The 20,263-nt window shown below is 27.8% G+C and carries 22 protein-coding genes and 1 riboswitch; of the genes, 5 read left to right on the forward strand and 17 right to left on the reverse strand.

What is annotated here, in order from left to right; genetic code table 11:
• Positions 1–41 precede the first annotated feature (41 nt).
• The gene (locus tag Q0V15_RS05795) at positions 42–437 is read right to left on the reverse strand and encodes a DUF2809 domain-containing protein (RefSeq protein ID WP_297436913.1); all 396 of its coding nucleotides are present in this window, start codon (positions 435–437) and stop codon (positions 42–44) included.
• A 225-nt stretch (positions 438–662) separates the two neighbouring features.
• On the opposite strand from Q0V15_RS05795, the gene Q0V15_RS05800 reads away from it, so the two are divergent.
• Positions 663–812 carry a hypothetical protein gene (locus tag Q0V15_RS05800; protein WP_297436915.1) on the forward strand — a complete coding sequence of 50 codons (150 nt, stop codon included), beginning with the start codon at positions 663–665 and terminating at the stop codon, positions 810–812.
• 65 nt (positions 813–877) lie between these two features.
• Here the strand turns inward: Q0V15_RS05800 and Q0V15_RS05805 are convergent, their stop codons facing one another.
• Positions 878–1,639 carry an HAD-IIB family hydrolase gene (locus tag Q0V15_RS05805; RefSeq protein WP_297436917.1) on the reverse strand — a complete coding sequence of 254 codons (762 nt, stop codon included), beginning with the start codon at positions 1,637–1,639 and terminating at the stop codon, positions 878–880.
• A gap of 359 nt (positions 1,640–1,998) precedes the next feature.
• Between Q0V15_RS05805 and Q0V15_RS05810 the strand changes: the two genes are divergently transcribed.
• A complete protein-coding gene (locus Q0V15_RS05810; protein WP_297436919.1) occupies positions 1,999–2,889 on the forward strand; it encodes a transglutaminase-like domain-containing protein in 891 nt (296 codons plus the stop codon).
• Positions 2,890–3,397: 508 nt separating this feature from the next.
• On the opposite strand, the gene Q0V15_RS05815 is transcribed toward Q0V15_RS05810, so the two are convergent.
• The 4 genes from Q0V15_RS05815 to Q0V15_RS05830 all read right to left on the reverse strand — a co-directional run bounded on the left by Q0V15_RS05815 (position 3,398) and on the right by Q0V15_RS05830 (position 5,647).
• The gene (locus tag Q0V15_RS05815; RefSeq protein ID WP_297436921.1) at positions 3,398–4,099 is read right to left on the reverse strand and encodes an MBL fold metallo-hydrolase; all 702 of its coding nucleotides are present in this window, start codon (positions 4,097–4,099) and stop codon (positions 3,398–3,400) included.
• Positions 4,100–4,187: 88 nt separating this feature from the next.
• Entirely contained in the window at positions 4,188–4,652 is a 465-nt protein-coding gene (locus Q0V15_RS05820; RefSeq protein WP_297436923.1) for an NUDIX hydrolase, read from the reverse strand.
• Positions 4,653–4,799: 147 nt separating this feature from the next.
• Positions 4,800–5,249 (reverse strand): type II toxin-antitoxin system HicB family antitoxin, encoded by a 450-nt coding sequence (locus Q0V15_RS05825; RefSeq protein ID WP_297436926.1) that lies wholly within the window; start codon positions 5,247–5,249, stop codon positions 4,800–4,802.
• A gap of 206 nt (positions 5,250–5,455) precedes the next feature.
• Complete coding sequence (locus tag Q0V15_RS05830) at positions 5,456–5,647, reverse strand: hypothetical protein (RefSeq protein WP_297436928.1); 192 nt, start codon at positions 5,645–5,647, stop codon at positions 5,456–5,458.
• 163 nt (positions 5,648–5,810) lie between these two features.
• On the opposite strand from Q0V15_RS05830, the gene Q0V15_RS05835 reads away from it, so the two are divergent.
• Positions 5,811–7,331, forward strand: a complete 1,521-nt coding sequence (locus tag Q0V15_RS05835) for a hypothetical protein (protein WP_297436930.1) — start codon at positions 5,811–5,813, stop codon at positions 7,329–7,331.
• A gap of 61 nt (positions 7,332–7,392) precedes the next feature.
• Here Q0V15_RS05835 and Q0V15_RS05840 read toward each other — a convergent pair whose 3' ends face one another.
• From Q0V15_RS05840 to Q0V15_RS05860, 5 genes are all read right to left on the reverse strand, one after another.
• Entirely contained in the window at positions 7,393–8,547 is a 1,155-nt protein-coding gene (locus Q0V15_RS05840; RefSeq protein WP_297436932.1) for an amidohydrolase, read from the reverse strand.
• Between the two features lie 69 nt (positions 8,548–8,616).
• A riboswitch (SAM riboswitch) is annotated at positions 8,617–8,720 on the reverse strand.
• A gap of 195 nt (positions 8,721–8,915) precedes the next feature.
• Complete coding sequence (locus Q0V15_RS05845; RefSeq protein WP_297436934.1) at positions 8,916–9,431, reverse strand: hypothetical protein; 516 nt, start codon at positions 9,429–9,431, stop codon at positions 8,916–8,918.
• 85 nt (positions 9,432–9,516) lie between these two features.
• Complete coding sequence (locus tag Q0V15_RS05850; RefSeq protein WP_297436936.1) at positions 9,517–10,305, reverse strand: hypothetical protein; 789 nt, start codon at positions 10,303–10,305, stop codon at positions 9,517–9,519.
• A 14-nt stretch (positions 10,306–10,319) separates the two neighbouring features.
• Positions 10,320–10,889: a zf-HC2 domain-containing protein gene (locus tag Q0V15_RS05855; protein WP_297436938.1), complete on the reverse strand. Its 570-nt coding sequence runs from the start codon at positions 10,887–10,889 to the stop codon at positions 10,320–10,322.
• Positions 10,870–11,388 (reverse strand): RNA polymerase sigma factor, encoded by a 519-nt coding sequence (locus Q0V15_RS05860; protein ID WP_297436940.1) that lies wholly within the window; start codon positions 11,386–11,388, stop codon positions 10,870–10,872. The genes Q0V15_RS05855 and Q0V15_RS05860 overlap by 20 nt, the downstream gene beginning before the upstream one ends.
• Positions 11,389–11,650: 262 nt before the next feature.
• On the opposite strand from Q0V15_RS05860, the gene Q0V15_RS05865 reads away from it, so the two are divergent.
• Together Q0V15_RS05865 and Q0V15_RS05870 are read left to right on the forward strand one after the other, a co-directional pair.
• Complete coding sequence (locus tag Q0V15_RS05865; protein WP_297436942.1) at positions 11,651–12,931, forward strand: HlyC/CorC family transporter; 1,281 nt, start codon at positions 11,651–11,653, stop codon at positions 12,929–12,931.
• A gap of 191 nt (positions 12,932–13,122) precedes the next feature.
• Entirely contained in the window at positions 13,123–13,893 is a 771-nt protein-coding gene (locus Q0V15_RS05870) for a histidinol-phosphatase (protein WP_297436944.1), read from the forward strand.
• A gap of 75 nt (positions 13,894–13,968) precedes the next feature.
• Here the strand turns inward: Q0V15_RS05870 and Q0V15_RS05875 are convergent, their stop codons facing one another.
• The 6 genes from Q0V15_RS05875 to Q0V15_RS05900 all read right to left on the reverse strand — a co-directional run.
• Positions 13,969–15,138, reverse strand: coding sequence for a glucose-1-phosphate adenylyltransferase (locus Q0V15_RS05875; protein WP_297436946.1), 1,170 nt, complete (start codon positions 15,136–15,138; stop codon positions 13,969–13,971).
• A 23-nt stretch (positions 15,139–15,161) separates the two neighbouring features.
• Complete coding sequence (glgA, locus tag Q0V15_RS05880; RefSeq protein WP_297436948.1) at positions 15,162–16,604, reverse strand: glycogen synthase GlgA; 1,443 nt, start codon at positions 16,602–16,604, stop codon at positions 15,162–15,164.
• A gap of 11 nt (positions 16,605–16,615) precedes the next feature.
• Positions 16,616–18,493, reverse strand: coding sequence for a 1,4-alpha-glucan branching protein GlgB (gene glgB / locus Q0V15_RS05885; RefSeq protein WP_297436950.1), 1,878 nt, complete (start codon positions 18,491–18,493; stop codon positions 16,616–16,618).
• Positions 18,494–18,926: 433 nt separating this feature from the next.
• Positions 18,927–19,223, reverse strand: a complete 297-nt coding sequence (locus tag Q0V15_RS05890) for an AzlD domain-containing protein (protein WP_297436953.1) — start codon at positions 19,221–19,223, stop codon at positions 18,927–18,929.
• The gene (locus tag Q0V15_RS05895; RefSeq protein ID WP_297436955.1) at positions 19,224–19,964 is read right to left on the reverse strand and encodes an AzlC family ABC transporter permease; all 741 of its coding nucleotides are present in this window, start codon (positions 19,962–19,964) and stop codon (positions 19,224–19,226) included.
• Between the two features lie 111 nt (positions 19,965–20,075).
• Positions 20,076–20,263 (reverse strand): hypothetical protein (locus Q0V15_RS05900; protein WP_297436957.1); only part of this gene is annotated, 188 nt, incomplete at its 5' end.

Consider the following 20,263-nt stretch of genomic DNA (forward strand, 5'->3'; position numbering starts at 1 on the left):
TGTACCATCCATATCTGTAACTATTGTATATCCTTTGAACATTATTCTTCCTCCTGATTTTTAAATATTTTTTTCAAAACTAATATATCAAATAAAACTGCTATAATTATACCTACCGTATAGAATATTAAATCTAAAACACTAAAATTATACCCAAGAATAAGAGCACCAAATGTCGTATTCCTTATTGAATTTATCCACTCCCCTTGATAAATTTGACTAAATTCTGTTATATATGAATATAAAAGTGCTAAAATAAATGAAATCCTAAGCTTTGCTTTAGTAAATAAAAATCTAAATCCAAAATAAACCATAGCACCCCATAAAATATCACCTATATATGTAGGCATATCTATATTAAATAAATATTGTCTTGATATTAGCCCTAAAACTATAACTAAAATAGTCATAAATAAATATAAAATTCTTTTTTTCATTCTTACTCCTATCACTCAGTTATTATCTGAATTCTTCTCTTAAATTTACCACTTAATTATGTGTTTTCAATAAATTAACATTATTTTTCTTAATTTATAACAAATAAATTTATATTATGCTATTTTGCTTTAAAACCTCTTATTTTATAACAAAGGTTTTTTATTTACTTATGTAGTATCTAATATATACAGCTTTTTTTATTCAATCTTTTGGAGGTGATTATCTTGAAAACTAAAATTCTTGCTGCTAGAGTTAATTCTTGGATTTTTTTTGTACTTTCATTAATACAGATACTTTCAAACAATTTATTTGAAGCTGGATTTTGCTTTATGATTTTTTTAATGGTATCTTGCTATAGTTTAAGCCTAAAATAAAATCACTATCTCAAACTTAGGTTACACCTTTTTGAGATAGTAATTTTGTTTTTATTTCTTATATATTATACTAATATATAATCCCTTATACATTCTGATACATCTTCAACTAAATTTTGCGCTATTTCTTTAACCCCAATTTCAGCTCTATGGAATGTAAAAGAATTTTCTGTTATTTCAAACATAGGTGTATCATTAAAAGAATCTCCTATTGTGAATATATCTTTACTTTCTATATCTGTTATATCTGCTATAAGTTCTACTCCAGTTCCTTTTGAACACCCTATCGGAACTATATCTATATATTTTGTATTTCTATATACTTCAACATATTTTCCATATTTTTTTATTAGACCGTCCTTTATTTCTTCAAGTTTCTCAATATTTGTATTCTCAAAATCCATGGCTATAACACTTATATCTTCCTTTATTTCACTAAAATCCTCTATAGCTATAGCATTCTCAAATGGAAAATCTTCAACTGAACCAAATAAATAAGTTGATTCCCCTGTATCTATACCAATTCTTTTCTTTTCTCTACCAAGTCCATCTACTATTTCTCTTGCAATATCCTTATTTATAAATAAATGTCTTAAAACTTCTTTTTTAGAGTTAAGAACATATGCTCCATTTAAAAGAATAAAATAATCGACTATTATATTATTCTCCTTTTCAATATTTCTAACACCATTCATTGGTCTTCCTGTTGAAACAGTAAATATACCACCTTTTTCCCTAAATGTATTTACTGCTAAAATATCTTTTTCCGATATCTTATCCTTAAGTATTAATGTCCCATCAAGATCACTTGCTAATAATTTTTTCATAAATCATAAATCCCCTATTTTTTAATATTTTATTAAACCCCATAATTATTATCGAATATTGTTCTTTTATGTTTAATACCTAAAATCCACTCTTAAATAACACTTTAATAATTTATTTAATTAAATTAAACTTTTTATTCAAACTATTTAAATATTTCTAATTTATATTTTTTTTCTTCTTTTCAAATGAAATTATAAATAAAAATCATTATTCTTTGCGATTTTATTCTAATATATATATTTTTTACCTTTTAAATTGCATTTTTTGTTAATTGAATGTTCATTTTACCAATGTTACTATTAAAAGGAAGAGAAATGAAAACAATTTATTAATTTTAAATTTAGGAGTGAGAAACATTATGAGTAAAAGAAAAGTAACACCATTTATAGTAGCAACAATTTTAACAGCTGGTATAGCAGCTACAGGGGTGCATGGGTTTAAAACTCAATCAATTAAACTAAAAAATCAAGAACCTATTACTTATGAATCTACTTCTCGCTCTGTAAGAAGAAAAAAAGAAGAAAATACTACTCATGAATCAAATGAGAGTGTTAATATAAATAAAACAACATGTGAAAATATAGAAAATATTGCTATTCCAAAGAAAGTTATTATTAATAAAGCTTCTGCTGTTCATGTGAATTATCCAAATAGTAATATGCTCGTTAACGGAACTCACATATCTTCTCAACTTAATAATAATTCTGAAATTTACAATAAAACACAAAATATAATAAGTGGATGTACGAATGATTATCAAAAAGCTCAAGCAATTTATGTTTGGATTAGTAGAAATATTACTTATAATAAATCTGAAGAAGTTGCTGTTATGAATAATAATGGAAAGCCTAACGAAAGTGCAATCAAAACCTTTAATACTAGAACTGGTATTTGTGAAGATTTTAGTACATTATATGCAATTATGGCACATGATGCAGGGCTTTCTTCAAGAGTTATTGCTGGTGAGGGGTATGGAAATAAGTCTTGGGGGGGACATGCTTGGAATCAAGTTTATATTCCATCAACTGGATGGATTAATGTAGATTGTACTTTTGCTAATGCTTATGTTTCACTTATAAATAAATATCATATCCCATTTAATGAAATTGGATTGCTTTCACCGCAACCTTATTACACATATTTAACAAAATCATATAGTTATAAAATATATACAGAAGATTATTTTAATACTTCAAATTTCTCAACTACACATAAAGATGCAAAAATAATTGCACAAATTAATAGCTAATCTTATATTAAATTAGCTACTTTTACTAAAAGAGGTTTTTATAATCTCTTTTTTTATTTACCTCCAAAACATACAAAACTTATCTTGTATATATATATATACATATACAAAAGCTTATAATATAAAGAATATTTATATTAAAGGGATGTGATACTATGCCAAAAAAACTTAGCTATACTCTACTTATATTAAGTATCATAATATCATTTTTTCTTCTTTTTAGTTTTTTTATAGGACCTCTTAGAAGAACTCTATGTAAATATAAAAACTCTTTTAAAAATATAAATAGCAATATAACTATTTATGCTCAAAATGGAACTATTCTAGCTAAATATTCTGGTAATAATATATATATCAAGTCCTGTGATTCACTAACTGAAATACATATTGGTAATCAAAAATTTATATTTTCAAATGTTGGTATCATAATAGAAGAAAATTAAAAAGAGTAGATATTTGTGGTTTTGAACCTTCAAATATCTACTCTTTTCTGGCTTTACTTTATAACTTATCTATCTCTTGTAGCAATATTAAACCCTAGTTTTGTTATCTCACTTGATTCTATATGTGTATCTAAATGCATACAATATACAAATTTTCTTAACTTAACATCTATAAGATTACATAATTTCTCTATATAAAGATGTCCATTTCCTACATAATCAATACCACAAGTATCCTGATATATTAATTCTATTTCCCTTGATTTAAATTTTTCTAATATCATCTTATCTATACTATTTGAATCTCCACTATAATATATTTTTTTGCCTTTATAACTTAAAATTAAACTATATGCTTTAAGACTTTCAGAGTGACTTGTGCTAATTATATTAAGCTTTAATTCATTAAAATCATTTAGTTTTACTTCAGTATCTGAAATAAGATTATAATACTCCTCTTTAACTCCAAGAAGGCTAAGAATATTAACTATTTTTTCACTTTCTAAATGAATTATAGTGACTTTTCTCTTTAATATATAATATGCATAAAATATTAAATCTCCAAGGCTTCCTATATGGTCTGGATGTGTATGACTTATAAATACATATATATCATCTACACCTTCAAGTAAATCCAACTTTCGAATTTGTTCAAAAACAGTTCCACCACAATCTAAAATCAATATTTTTTTCTCATCTTTTAAAAATGCACTATTGTTTCCAAGTTCAGTATTAAATGCACTTCCACTCCCTAAAAATTTCAACATATAAAAACTCCTACCCCATTATTTTCACCTTTAATTTTAATATATTCTAATATCATTTACTATTAACTTTCTATTAACAAGCTATATACTATTCCTGCACTACCTTAGTTAATCTACTTGGAATATTTTTAAGCCCTTCTTTTAAAAATAAAGGATATATAGGAATATTATGTAACTCATCAAGTTTAAACCATCTATAAATTAAATTTTCTTTCCCTTCTTTTCCAATATGGTCTATATCTTTAACCTTTAAACTTTCTGTTAAAAGTTCAACTAAATAATAAAATCCAACCTCATGATACTGCATATCTTCATATACAAAGAAATCCTCTGTAATCCATACTTGTCTTAACACTTGTATTTGTGCATTAATTTCTTCTTTATACTCCCTTATAACCGTTTTTTCTGTTTTCTCCATAAATTCAGTTCTGCCTCCTGGAATAGACCAAAAATCATCACTATTTTTTCTTTCTAAAAATACGTATCCATCTTCTATAATTATCCCTGCTGTTCTCATATTAAAAACAACTCCATTTTCAGTAAATCTTATCATTTATACCTCCTATAAATCCAGCTTTTATTTTGATGTTTTTTATACTATAGTTTCTATTAATTTAACTCAATTTTAATATAAATATTCACTTTTTCTAAAATAAAAAAAACTAGAAAAAAGATTTTTCAATCTAGTTCTAGTTACAATCTAAAGTATAGACATCTCTTCATAAGATACTTCTTGCTTTAAATCCCTTTCAATTTCCATAACGATATACTCCATAGCACCTTTTAACTTTTCCCTATTTGTACTCGCTATACTTTCAAGCCATTCTGGAATATGATTATCTCTATCTATCGGATTTTCTAATACCTCATCCCTAAAGCCTCTCATATTTGCTGTTATTTCTACTATAGTATCATTTTCAAAAAGAAGTTCTATATCACTTTCTTTTGATGCTACTGGAATTTCATCTCCATGTTCTTGTCTTCCGTGTATACAATACTCTAAAGCTTCTTTTGCAAGAACTAATCCATGTTCTAAAGTATCTGCATAAGTAAAACATTCATCAATATCCGGAAAATTTATTAAATACCCTAAATCTCCTTTATTATGAACTACAGCTAAAAACATATATTCTTTATTTAATATTCCCATGAAAGTACTCCTTTCAACTTATTAATATATACTTTTATATCATATAATAAATTACTCATACTATCATAGCTATATTTTACACTTTCAATATTTTTTTTGTTCTTTTAATGATTTTCAATTATTTATATTTCACTTTTGATATTATATTATCACCATAACTCATCTATAAACATTAACTTCCTAAATCAAACAAATTTTATTTTAATTTAAAAATTTTCATTTATATGTTTTTTGATAGCTAAAAAATCTTCCTCTGAGTATATACTAAATGCTTTCTCTGAATTTCTCTCATTTAAATATGCCATTAAAAATAATGCCCTTCTACATTCATCCTCTGAATCTATATAAAAATCTAACTCATATGCAAGTTCAAACAAAATATCATTTAGATAATCCATACTATCTCCTTAAATATTATTATTCTAAATATTATATTATTTTTTTTTATAAAATATTATTCTTTTTTAAATTATACTTTTATCTATTCATAAACTATGTAACCTTTACATCATGAAATGAATATTATAATTATATAATAATACTTTAAGGAGGTATTTATTTATGACCGCAGTATTAGACGGATTACTTTATACATTTAACTCTGAATCTTCAACACTTAAATATGGTGATCCTTTAAAATTTAACTATAGTTATGAATCTGATAAATCTACTTTATTAAAAAAGATTTCTGATAATAAATTTTGTATATTAAAAGCTGGAGAATATTCAGTTGACTGGTGGGTTGCTACACAAAGTGGATCATCTGGTCAATCAGTTTCTTTTGCAATTAAATCTATAATTGATGGTGAAGTTAGATTCCAAGCTTCTGCAAGTCCTCTTAAAACAGGTGTGCTCGGTGGAAATTCTATCTTAACCGTTTCTAAAGATAATCTACCTTTTGATTTTGAACTTGTAAATGTAACAGGATATGGAAATACTAACGCAGTAGTTGTTTTAGCCCTAGATACAGTTGTGCAAGCTGGTATTACAATAATTGCACTTGATACAATTGGTAAAATAGGACCACCAGGTCCTAAAGGTGATACAGGGCTTACTGGTGAGCGTGGTTCTCAAGGCCCTCGTGGACTTACTGGACCTCGTGGTCTTACTGGACCTCGTGGTCTAAAGGGTAATTCTGGTGAAAACGGTGAACGTGGACCTGAAGGTATAAAAGGTGATAGAGGTTCTATTGGACCTCGTGGTCTTACTGGTGAACGTGGAGTTGATGGTGCTACCGGTGAAAATGGTGAGCGTGGACCTGAGGGTATAAAGGGTGATAGAGGTTCTATCGGACCTCGTGGCCTTACTGGTGAACGTGGTCCTGATGGTGCTACGGGTGAAAATGGCGAACGTGGACCTGAAGGTATAAAAGGTGATAGAGGCGATATTGGACCTCGTGGTCTTACTGGCGAGCGTGGACTTGATGGTGCTACTGGTAAAAATGGTGAACGTGGACCTACTGGTAAAAAAGGGGATAGAGGTGATATCGGACCTCGTGGTCTTACCGGCGAACGTGGTGTTGATGGAATCCAAGGGGCTATTGGTCCTAAAGGTGATACTGGTGAGCAAGGTCCTAAAGGTGATTCCTCTTCCGCTCAAAAAATATCTACTATTTCAAATTCAATTGTTACCAATTCTCTATACGCTATAAAATCAGGTGAATCTATAGTTTTTAACCAGAATGATATTTCTTTTGTAGTTGATAATTCTATACCACAAAAAAAATCAGCTATACAACTTGAAGATAATGGTGATATAACATTTTTAGAATCTGGTCTTTATGATTTTGCTTGGTATATTTGTGTAGAAGGAATTGAGCAAGTTTCTGAATTTTCTACTTCTATAGTTACCGTTATTGATAATATTCCAAATCTAGATAATAAACTTATAAAGTGTAGTTATCCACTTTTAGTTGTTGGAACCGTTTATGGTCAAGGTCTTATACCAATCTCTGAAAAAACAACTATACGACTTATAAATTCTAGTATTCCAAGTGGTAACAATACTAGTACAGGAACTATCGAACTTACTCGTAATATTGATGTACAAGGAAAACTTAAGATAATAGCTTATACAATTTAAAATTTAGGGGATGTATAAATTTATACATCCCCATTATTTTACTTATAAAATTTTATAAAAATTATTCTTCACTTGCTTGTTTACCTATTTCATATAAATACCTAGCACTTCCTATTATAGCGTTTAAATCTGCCTCAAACTTTGGATGATGATGTGGATGTGATTTTCCTGTTCCTATAAAAACAAAACTACCTTTTATTCTCTCTTGATAATAAGCAAAATCTTCTCCCCCCATTCCAGCTTCCATATTAACTACTTTATATCCTATATTATCTGCTATATCTAATATAAAATCTGTATATTTTTCATCATTATCAGTTGCTGGTGGTCCTTTATGCCATTCAAGTTCTACATGAACTCCATATGATTTTGATATTCCACTCGTCAGTTCTATAAGTCTATTATATATATGTTCTCTTACTCGTGGATTCAAAGTTCTAACTGTTCCCTCCATATATGATTTAGTTGGTATTACATTCCATGTATTCCCTGATTTTATATGTGTAACACTTATAAGGGCTCTATCAAGCGGACTTATATTTCTGCTTATAATTGTTTGAATTGAAGATATAAGATTTGCTGCAACGATTATTGGATCTTTTGCTTTTTCTGGTGAAGCTGCATGAGAGCCTATCCCTCTAATATTTATTTCAAACCTATCAACTGCTGCTGTAACAGGTCCATAACTACTAGCTACAGTTCCAACATCTAACTCACTTGTATTATGAAGTCCAAAAATGACTTCTACATCATCTAACACTTCAGTTTTTATAATAGCTTCTGCACCATGCCCTGTTTCTTCAGCTGCTTGGAATATTAACTTTATATTTCCACTTAAAAGTTCCTCATTCTCTTTTAAAAGATATGCTGCTCCTATAAGTGATGTAAAATGAAAATCATGTCCACAACTATGTGCTTTTCCATCTCTTATTGACTTATAATCAAGACTTGTCCACTCATCCATTGGCAGTCCATCAATATCAGCTCTAAGTGCTACTGTTTTTCCAGCTTTCCTCCCCCTAATAATTGCAACAAGTCCTGTTTTGAGTGGTAACTTTAAAACTTCTATATCTGCAAGTTCTAAAAGTTCTCTAATCCGTTTAGTTGTTTCAAATTCTTCATTTGATAATTCAGGATTTTTGTGAAATTCCTTAAAAAAACCTATTAAATTTTTTTCAAGTTCTCTATTTATTCTTTTTAAATATTCATTACTCAAATTTATCACCTCTAATAAAAAAAACTACTTTTCTAGATAAGAAAAATAGCTAATAACCTTTTACTAGTTTTCTTATCTATCAATTAAAATTGCAGGATTTAACACCATACAGAATTTATACTGCTGGTTGTTGGGTTTCACAGGGCCAGTCCCTCCACCACTCTTGATAAGTACTTTATTATTCAATTTTATTTCACGCAAAATATAAACCTTTTATCCCCAGTAATATACTAGGAATTCCTTTATATACATAATACACTTCTCACACTCTTTTTTCAACCATTTTTTTACATTTTTTTATTTCCTCAATTAACATATCATATTATTATTTAAAATCGCCTTTCCTATCAAGCTAATTTTCTTATACTCTACACTAATTTATTTACAGTTTTTCTAAAATTTGCACTTCTTTTTATATTTAATATTACATTTTCCCTAGCTTCATTTATAGCTTGAATATTTTTAATCGCATCTGATGGCTGACTACTTTTCTCAAGTTCTTCAAGATATCTTATATCAGCTTGTATCTTTCTTAAAATCTCACGAGCTTCTTCTTTACTTTGTATATCTTTTAATTCTTTTTCAATAAGTTCTTTTTTATGTTTTGCATCATTTGCCCTACTAAGAAGTGATGGATTTTTAGATTTTATATATGACAGATCATTTGCATTCACATGATCTCCACTTGCTATCTTACATGCTATTTCCTGCTCTTTTGTATTTTCTTCTTCTTTAGTAAAATTTATTTGTGAAATCCCTATGCTTCCAATAATCGCTAGTTCCTCTTGTCCTAAATGTTCTGAAGCTTTCTCTTTATTATTTTGTTCATTTACCTTATACATTTGTTGTAGTTCTTCTGTATTACTATTTCTGCTTATCTTCAACACAAACACCTCTTTTCAAATCTACTATTTACATATAATATTCGTCATACTCTATAAATTCTTTATACATTTTGTAAATTTTGTTTTAAATTTTTATATCTAGTCCACCATCTTCTTTTTCTATAACATCTAAACTCCCCTCTTTTATAAGACTCTCTATTTTATTATTCTCTATACCAATATTATCACTATCAATAAATATATATTTACTATCAAAAGATACTATTATACCTAAAATACCTTTATACTTATTTCTATAAAAATAATCATTTAAATTTTTTGCAATATTTATAGCTTTTATATCCTGTGCTTTTGAATTTTTTGCTATATTTATATCCTCTTCCTTATGTGCATCAGACATTAAACTTATATTAACTATAAAATCTTCATCTAAATCCTTTGTAAACTTTATATCTCTATTCATATATTTACCTTGTTTTATATTCATAATTATATAACTATCACCTTCATTCCCTAAAAGAATATCTGGTATTTCTTCTTTTATAGCATCTTCTATTTCCTTTGAAAATTTTTCAACCAATTTATAATCATCTAAATTTCCAGACCTCATATTATATTCTTCAATAATTCTTCCACCTTTACTTTTTTCTATAAAAAAATATAAGCCTTCCTTTTCTGATGTAACCATCGCTGTGTGCATTTGAACTGTATGCCCCTCATGACTTTCATACCTTACATCTGAAACTAAAAAATCTCTATCTTTATATGTTTCACTAATATAACTTTCAAATTCTGCTTTTATTTTTCTTTGTTTTCTTCTACTTGTACCATTATTTTCATATAGCCTTACTAAACCTACACAGATTATTATAAGTATTACTAATAAAACTATCTTTTTAAATTTAAACTTCATTATTTTCCCTCCAATTACTCATCTATAAATATTTTTTTTATTAAAACCCCTATAATAACACCTATACCTGTAAAAAAAGCAAATACTATAGATAAACTAAAACTATAAAATATAGCCCCTATATACTCTGTATAGCTTATATCATAGTTATTATTTAAAATCCCTCCATACCAATCACAAAAATCTATAATAGTTTTAAGTATGCTCACTATACATGGTGCTATAAATAAACTTCTATATTTCAAGTAAATACCTGCCCCCAAAAGTGGCATTATAAGAACACCTCTAAATATCCACTCATCACTTGTGAAAACACTTGCAAATATGCCACCTATAACAGTTATAAATATTAGCTTTTTACTATTAGCTCTTTTAATTTTCTCCACAAGCTTAACTTGTGCTAGATCACTTTCATTTAAGCTTATATCACACTTTATATCTTCACTCATATTATCTAAGTATTTTTTACATTCATCACACTCACTAATATGCTTATCGACCATAGATTTACTATCATCTGATAGCAAATCATCTATATAAAGACTTATTAAATCTTTTATTACATTACAATTTTCCATTTCCATCCATCACCATCCTAGAACTTAAAATTTCTTTAAGCTTTATTTTTCCTCTATGAAATATAACTCTCACATAACTTTCTTTTTTTTCTAGAAGTTGTGCTATCTCTGAATTAGAAAGCTCACATACCGCTCTTAACATTATTACTTCCTTATAAATTTCATCAAGACTATCAATTGCTAAAAATAATATTTTAATGTCATTATCCCCTATAATATTTTTAGAACTATCATCTTCATATTTAAGCGTATTCTCTATATTTTCTATTGGAACACTCTCAATTTTTTTCTCTTTTCTTATATATTCTCTAAAAACATTTTTTGAAATTCCAAATAACCAAGTACTAAAAGTTGATTTGCCTTTAAACATATGTAATGATTTAAATGCTAAAAAGAATGTTTGTGCAACAAGTTCTTGTGCAATATAATCATCATTTGTTTTATATAAAAAGAATTTATATATCTTATCTTTATTTAATTTATAAAGTTCTGTAAACTCTTCCATAACATCCTCCTTCATCCAATTTACATTATTTTACTTTTATAGTATAATTCAACTCAAACTAATTATTAAACTTTGCCATTCTTTATTCACTAATTTCATAAAAATTTTAATTTTGAAATAGATATCTATAATTTATTAGTGCACAATACATATCTTTTGTTTCATTTCTAAAAAAACTTTTCATTTTTTTTGTACTTTTTTATAACGCATAGCATATTTATAAATTAGCACATTATTTTATTTTATAAAGGGAGTTGATCTTTTGGATTCGGAAACGAGTATTCAAATTTTTTCGTTAATTATTTTAATTGCATTTTCAGCATTTTTCTCATCTTCTGAAACTGCTCTAACTAGTATCAATAAAATTAAATTAAGGCATTTAAAGGAATCAGGTAATAAAAAAGCTCTTTTAGTTGAAAAATTGCTTGAAAACCCAAAGGACTTAATAGGTTCTATCCTTATAGGAAACAATATAGTTAATATAGGTGCTTCTGCAATTGCTACTGTTCTTACTACAAGACTTGTAATTGATACACCTTATGAATCATCTGGAGTTGCTATTGCTACTGGAGTTATGACTGTTTTTGTTTTAATCTTTGGTGAAATCACACCAAAATCCTTTGCTCAGCAATACTCTGAACAAATAAGTTTGCTTGTTGCAAGACCTATTTCAATTATTGTCTTTATTTTAAAACCATTTTCATTTATATTCTCTAAAATATCATCAGTATTTATAAAATTATTTGGTGGTAATCCTGATAAAACAGACCCATTCATAACAGAAGAAGAACTTAGAACACTTGTTGATGTTAGTGAAGAAGAGGGGATTATTGAAGAGAATGAAAAAGATATGCTATTTAATGTTTTTGATTTTGGTGATCAACAGGTAAAAGATATAATGGTTCAAAGGGTTGATATTATATCTATTAGTTCTACTATTACCTATAAAGAACTCTTAAATTCTATTAGAGAACATCAATTCTCTAGAGTACCTGTTTATGAAGATAATCTTGATAATATAATAGGCGTATTAAATGTTAAAGATTTAATTTTACTTGATGATTATAATAAGAAAAACTTTGATGTAAAAAACATTTTAAGAAATGCATCATATACTTTTGAGTTTAAAAAGATAATTGATTTATTTAGTGAGATGAAACTTAGTAGATGTCATATTTCTATCGTTCTTGATGAATATGGTGGGACTGTTGGACTTGTAACAATAGAAGATATTATTGAAGAAATTTTTGGTGAAATTGATGATGAATATGGCGATTTAACTGAATATATAAAAAAAGTTTCTGAGAATGAGTATATAGTTTGTGGAAATACAAAAATAGACCTTATAAATGAAGAACTACAGCTTTTCATAAACTCTGAAAAATTTGAATCCATCGGTGGATATATTATAGAAGCTCTTGATAGAATCCCTTTAGAAGGTGAAATTGTAGACTGTGAAAATTTCAGTATCACTGTTAAAACACTTAATAAAAACAGTATTAAAAAAATTAAATTAACACTACAAAAAATAGAAGTAGCCTAATATTTTTTACTATCTTAGCTAGGTTTCTTCCACAAATAAATGATAAGCTATATTTAAGAAGCAAACTTATGCCTTCTTAGAATATAGCTTTTTTCTTACTCTTTTTTGCAATGAACTTTTTCTATGTTAAAATAATAGTATAGTTATACTTAGAATTACTAACATACATAACTTATAAAGGAGGCTTATTTATGAGAGTTAATTACCATACACATACATATAGATGTACTCATGCGAGTGGCAGTGAGGAAGATTATGTTAAATCAGCAATAGCAAGTAAACTTTCTATTATTGGAATAAGCGATCATATAGCCTATCCTGATGATAGATCTAGTAATAGAATGATGTACTCTGAAGTTGATGCTTATATTAATGAATGTTTTAGACTGCGTAATAAATATAAAAAAGATATTAAAATTTTAGTTGGCTTTGAATCAGAGTATTCAGATGATTGTCATCCGTATTATGAATATTTATTTAATGAGTATAAAATAGATTATTTAGTTTTTGGACAACACTATTTTATAGAAGATGGTAAATTCTATAATTCTTTTGATTTAACTTCAACAAAAGACTATATTATATATGCAAAATCAGTTGCAAAGGCTCTTAAAACAAATTATTTTAAAATATTTGCACATCCTGATTTAGTATTTATAAATAATCTTGCATTTGATGATAATTGTAGACAGGCTATTGAAATATTAATAGCTGCAATTAAAGAATCTGGGATTATTATAGAATTTAATGCAAATGGTATAAGAAGAGGACTTAAAGATTTCCCCGATGGACAAAGACTTACTTATCCACATATGGAGTTTTGGAAAAGAGTACAAGAAGAAAATATTAAAACTATAATATCGTCTGATTGCCATATGCCAGAGCAAATGTGGGACTATGCAATGGATGATGCTTATATAAAAGCAGAAGAACTTAAACTTAATTTAGTATATGAAATATAGTTTTTCATATACTAAAATGGACAATACCGCTAAAAGATATTGCCCATTTTTTATATTAAATTTATACTTTTTTATTTAAAAGTTTGCAAGTGTTTCTACATGATTGACTCTACTAACTTCTCTTTTACGCCCAACTGTTACTATATTTTTTTTACTAGCTATAACAACACCTTCTCTTATAATACTTCTTCCACCAATTATAGCATTTTGAATTAATGCATATGGCTCAACTATTGTATGCCCTAGTATAACTGAATTTTTAACAACAGCCCCTTCGCCAATTACAACTCCTGGTGATAATACACTATTCTTTACTGTACCTTGAATTTTACATCCATCTCCAAGAATAGAATTTTTAACACTTGCTGTAAGTTCTATCTGACACTTATCATAAGTTGTCATATTTGTTGATGTTATCTGCCACTTACTATCAAATAGATTAAGCTCACAATTAGGATTTAAGATATCCATATTTGCTTCCCATAAACTTTCTACAGTTCCAACATCTCTCCAATATCCTTTAAATCTGTATCCATACATTTTTCTATCATCTGCAAGCATCTGTGGAATTACATTTTTACCAAAGTCATTTTCAGATAAATCATTTTTATTATCTGAAATTAAATACTCTTTTAAAACACTCCAAGTAAAGATATAAACTCCCATTGATGCTGTTGTACTCTTTGGAACTTTAGGTTTTTCTTCAAATGAATCTATAGAATTATCATTTTTAAGATTCATAATACCAAATCTACTAGCTTCCTCCATTGAAACATTTATAACAGAAATTGTTGCATCTGCCTTTGTTTCCTTATGTTGCTGAAGCATTTTATCATAATTCATTTTATAAATATGATCACCTGATAAAATTAAAACATACTCTGGATTATAGCTATCTATATACTCAATATTTTGGTATATTGCATCTGCTGTGCCTCTATAACAGTTATCCTTATCCTCTTCTGTGTATGGAGGTAAAAAGCTAACTCCAGCCTCTGTTATCTTATCAAGATCCCAAGCTTCTCCCTCACCTATATGACTATATATAGCTTTTGGCTTATACTGAGTTACAACTCCTACTGTATTTATACCTGAATTAACGCAGTTACTTAATGGAAAATCTATTAATCTATACTTTCCGCCGTATGGTACTGCTGGCTTTGCCAGTCTTTCTGTTAAAACTCCAAGTCTTGTTCCTTGTCCACCTGCTAAAATCATTGCTACCATTTCTTTATTATCTCTCATAAATTCTAAACACCCCTTATTTTTTATTTACCCATTGCAAAATTATATACATTTAAATATTCAATAGCTGATAAATCCCAACTATTATCTGAACTCATAGCATTACTTACTATATTTTTAAAACTTTCTTTATCCTTATATATCTCTAGTGCATATAAAATTGTATTCATTAATTCATATGAATAATAGTTCTTAAAACTAAATCCATTCCCTCTACCCATATACTCATTATAAGGCTCTATTGTATCTCTAAGACCACCTGTTTCCCTAACTATCGGAACTGTTCCATACCTAAGTGCAATAAGCTGACCAAGCCCACAAGGTTCAAACTTTGATGGCATAAGGAACATATCAGCCCCTGCGTAAATTCTATGTGATAGCGCTGTATCAAAAGTTATAATAGTTGCAACTTGTCCTTTAAATTTACATGCAAGTTCACTAAAATAATTTTCATAGTTTTTATCACCAGTTCCTAAAATAATTATCTGCACATCATTATTTACAACTAAGTTTTCAATCTCTTTCATAATTAAATCAATACCCTTTTGATTTGTAAGCCTTGAAATAAGCGCTATTATAGGCATTTCTTTATTTATGTTAAGTCCTAGTTCCTTTTGCATTGCCACTTTATTTATAGACTTATCTTCTATAGTATTTACATCATATGTCTTTAAAATATACTTATCACTCTTTGGATTATATTCATCATAGTCAATCCCATTTACAATTCCAATTAAATCACCATCTCTATATCTTAAAACTTCATCAAGTCTTTCACCATATTCTAGTGTTTTAATCTCTTCTGAATAACTTTCACTTACAGTTGTGATTTTATCAGCATAGACAATTCCACCCTTCATAAAACTTATACAACCTTCATCAAATTTTAACTGTCCATTATCATACTGCTCTAGTGAATATCCAAAAAGCTCTGAAAGCATATATTTTGAGTATATTCCTTGGAACAGAATATTATGAATCGTAAATACTATTTTTATATTTTTATAAAATTTATCTTTTACATATTCAAGTTTAAACAGTGCTGGTATCATTCCACAGTGCCAATCATTACAATTTATAATATCAGGACACCAATCTATTTCTTTTAAAATTTCTAAAACAGCTCTATCAAAAAATGCAAATCTTTCAGCGTCATCATAATGACCATATAATTCTCCATCTCTCTTAAAATAATACTCATTATCTACAAAATAAAATGTAACATTTTTATGCTTTATCATTTCAATACCACAATATTGATTTCTCCAACCAACTTTTACATATATTTTTTTTATAGACTTCATTTCTGCTTTTAACTCATCTTTTATAACACTATACTTTGGAATTATAACTCTAACATCATTTCCTATCTGTGCTATTTTTTCTGGTAGTGAACCTATTACATCACCAAGCCCACCTGTTCTTATAAAAGGATGTGCTTCTGTTGCTGCAAATAAAATTTTCAATTATCTCACCTCTATTTAAATTTCAAAATCATAGTCGCCATTGGTGCTATGTTTATGTTAATTGAATGTTCCATATTTTGATATGAAGATTCAATTGATTTTATAATACCTTCATTAACTTTCCCACTACCACCATATTTACTATTATCCGAATTTAATATTTCTATATACTCTCCACTTAAAGGAACGCCTACTATATAATTTTCATAATATTTCGATGTGAAATTACAAATAAAGATTAAGACTTGTCCATCTATTCCCTGTCTTTTAAAAATATAAATACTTTGCTCTCTATTATCGGCTTCAATCCACTCAAAACCACTATGCTCATGATCAAGTTCCCATAATGCATTATTTTCTAAATATAGTAGATTTAAATCCTTAAAATACTCTTGTGTATTTTTGTGCATTTCATATTCATTTATAAGCTTCCAATCTAACTGAGTTGTATCACACCACTCTATAAATTGTCCAAACTCACAGCCCATAAACATAAGTTTTTTACCAGGATGACCAATCATATAACCCATAAAAGTTCTAATCCCAGCAAACTTATTCCAATAATCACCAGCCATTTTATTTAAAAGAGATTTCTTTCCATGAACAACTTCATCATGCGATATCGGAAGTATAAAATTCTCTGTATGATTGTACATCATTGCAAAAGTCAGTTTATTATGTTCACCTGCTCTCTCACATTGCTCTGCTTCTACATACTTTAAAGAATCATTCATCCAACCAAGATTCCACTTTAAATTAAATCCAAGACCACCTTCTAAAACAGGTTTTGTTATATCAGGATATGTTGTAGATTCCTCTGCTGCTAAAATAATACCTTTTTCTTTACTATTTATAGCTTCACTAAATTCTTTTAAAAATTCAATAGCATAACTATTCGTATTACTTCCATCTTCATTAGCAATCCACTCATCTGACTCTTTTCCATAACTTAAATAAATCATATTACTAACTGCATCAACTCGTATTCCATCTATATGAAATTCTTTAATCCAATACATAGCATTTGAAAGTAAAAAACTTTTAACTTCTGGTCTACCAAGGTCAAAATTGTGTGTACCCCAGTTTTTATTCTCGGCTTTCCAAGTTTCTTCATATTCATAAGTTGCATCCCCATCAAAATTATAAAGACCATGTTCATCCTTACAAAAATGACTAGGAACCCAATCCATAATTACACCAATGTTATTTTTATGAAATTCATTTATTAAATCTTTAAGCTGCTCTGGATTTCCAAATCTACTAGTTACTGAATAAAATCCTGTACTTTGATATCCCCATGATTCATCAAGCGGATGTTCTGATAAGGGCATAAATTCTACATGTGTATAATTCATTTCCTTAACATATTTAACAAGACTTTCTTTAAGCTCTTCATAAGTCAAATAATTTTCACCATTTCTTCTCCACGAGCCAAGATGTACTTCATATATATTAATAGGCGCTTTTTTAATATCTAAATTTTTTCTAGCTTTAATATAAGATTTATCACTCCATTTATATGAACTAGATGGTATAACTACCGATGCTGTCAGTGGTCTGAATTCAGAAAACCTTGCATATGGATCACTTTTTAAAATATATTTATCTAATATACAATCCTTTATAGCAAATTTATATCTATTATCTTTTTTAACACCTTTAATAAAAGTTGTCCAAAGACCATTTTCAGTAACCTTTTCCATTTTAAACTCTTCTTTAATTTCCCAATTACTAAAATCACCAACAACATAAATATCACTTGTATTTGGAGCCCAAGTAGTAAATCTAACTCCCATTTCTCTATTTTCTCTTCTTATATGTGAACCCATAAATTTATAACACTCTAAATGTTTTCCTTCATGGAATAAATATTCATCATAACCTGTCAAATTATTCTCCTCCTTTGCAAACTATAAAGTCTTTAATTTAACTTCTATTAATTTTATCATATAATCCCATTTTCTTCCATATATTTAACATAAAAATTGTTATGTTTTTGTATAGTTTATAAATAGATAATGTAGTAAATGTATACATGCTATATTTTACATGAATACCTTGCATAATATTATATACAAATCTAAATATTTCGCATGCAAAATAAGTTCTATATAATTTAAAAAACTTATTTATATATATTTTTTTATTTTATTTTATAATATATATATTTTCATTCAAATTTTACGCAAAAAAATCTTAGATTTTTAAATCTAAGATTTAACATTTTTTAAGATTATATTTTTACACACAATCTTACTTTATAAAAGAATGACTCTGCCGTATTCTTCTACTTTATTTATATTAATTTATCTCACTAAAATATCAATATATAATATTCAATATATAAACAATTAAAACACTCGCCATTGCTACTTTTATAAGACTTTGTCCTTTATATGCTAAAAATATTCCAACACCAGTTCCTACAAATGAAAATATCATATTTTGTGTGCTATAAAAAACAGCCGGAAATGTCATTGCTGATAATACACAGTATGGCATATAGTGAAGTACCGATTTTATATAATTTGATTCAATTTTTTTATTTATTATAAGTGGTACAACTCTTGGTATATAAGTTACAATACAAAGAATTACCATACATATTACAAGATACATTTACTCTTCCTCCTTTATAGGCATAATCTTTGCCATAATATGTGCTGCTAAAAGAGAACATATTATAAGAGCAAATCCACTTGAAACTTTATTTAAAATAGGAAGATAAAAAAATCCTACACTTAAAATCCCTGCAAGAATTACAGATTTTAAAATCCCTTTATCTTTCTTCCCAGCGGGTATTATAATTGCAAGAAACATTCCATATAAAGCAATTCCTAGTGCATCTTGAAGCTCTAGACTCATAAACTCTGTACTAACTGCTCCAATAAATGTACCAAGTGCCCATCCTATATAAGGAAAAGTAATAAGCCCTAGCATAAACTTATCACTTATACTTCCTTTTTCAACAGACGCAAGTGTATATGCTTCATCTGTAATCCCAAATGCTATAATCATTCTCTTAATAAGAGATGTTTTTTGAAGTTTTTGAGATATCGCAAATGACATAAGTGAATACCTTATATTGATAATAAAAGTGGTAAGTGCAATTTCAAGATACATAGCCCCACTAAGTATAAGGTCAACCCCTGCAAATTGTCCTGCTGATGTAAGATTAGTCATAGAAATTAAAACTGCATCAAGTATATCAATTCCGCCTCTAGTTGCAATCATTCCAAAAGTTATAGAAACTGAAATATATCCTAGTCCTATTGGTATTCCTTTTTTAAACCCATCTACAAAATCATTTTTATTAATTTTATTATTTATGATATTTTTTTCTACCCTTAAATTCTCCATAAAATCATTCCTTTTAATTTACTACAATTTTAATTTTACCATTTTATGGATTTTATTTCAAAATAGAAATAAAACTCACTATATATTTATAGCAAGTTTTATCTTCATATATTAATTTGCCTTCTCAAAATCTCTTTCCTCTAAATCTACATGAATATTCTGCATTGTTTCTTTCCAAATTTGTCCTGGTACTCCACTTCCTCCAATATTCTGTGCTTTAGGAATATCTTCACCAACCCAAACTGCCATTGTATAGTAAGGTGTTGCTCCCACAAACCAAGAATCTATATTACTATCAG

Origin of the sequence: uncultured Clostridium sp., assembly GCF_947036855.1 — a bacterium.
GTDB lineage: Bacteria > Bacillota > Clostridia > Clostridiales > Clostridiaceae > Sarcina.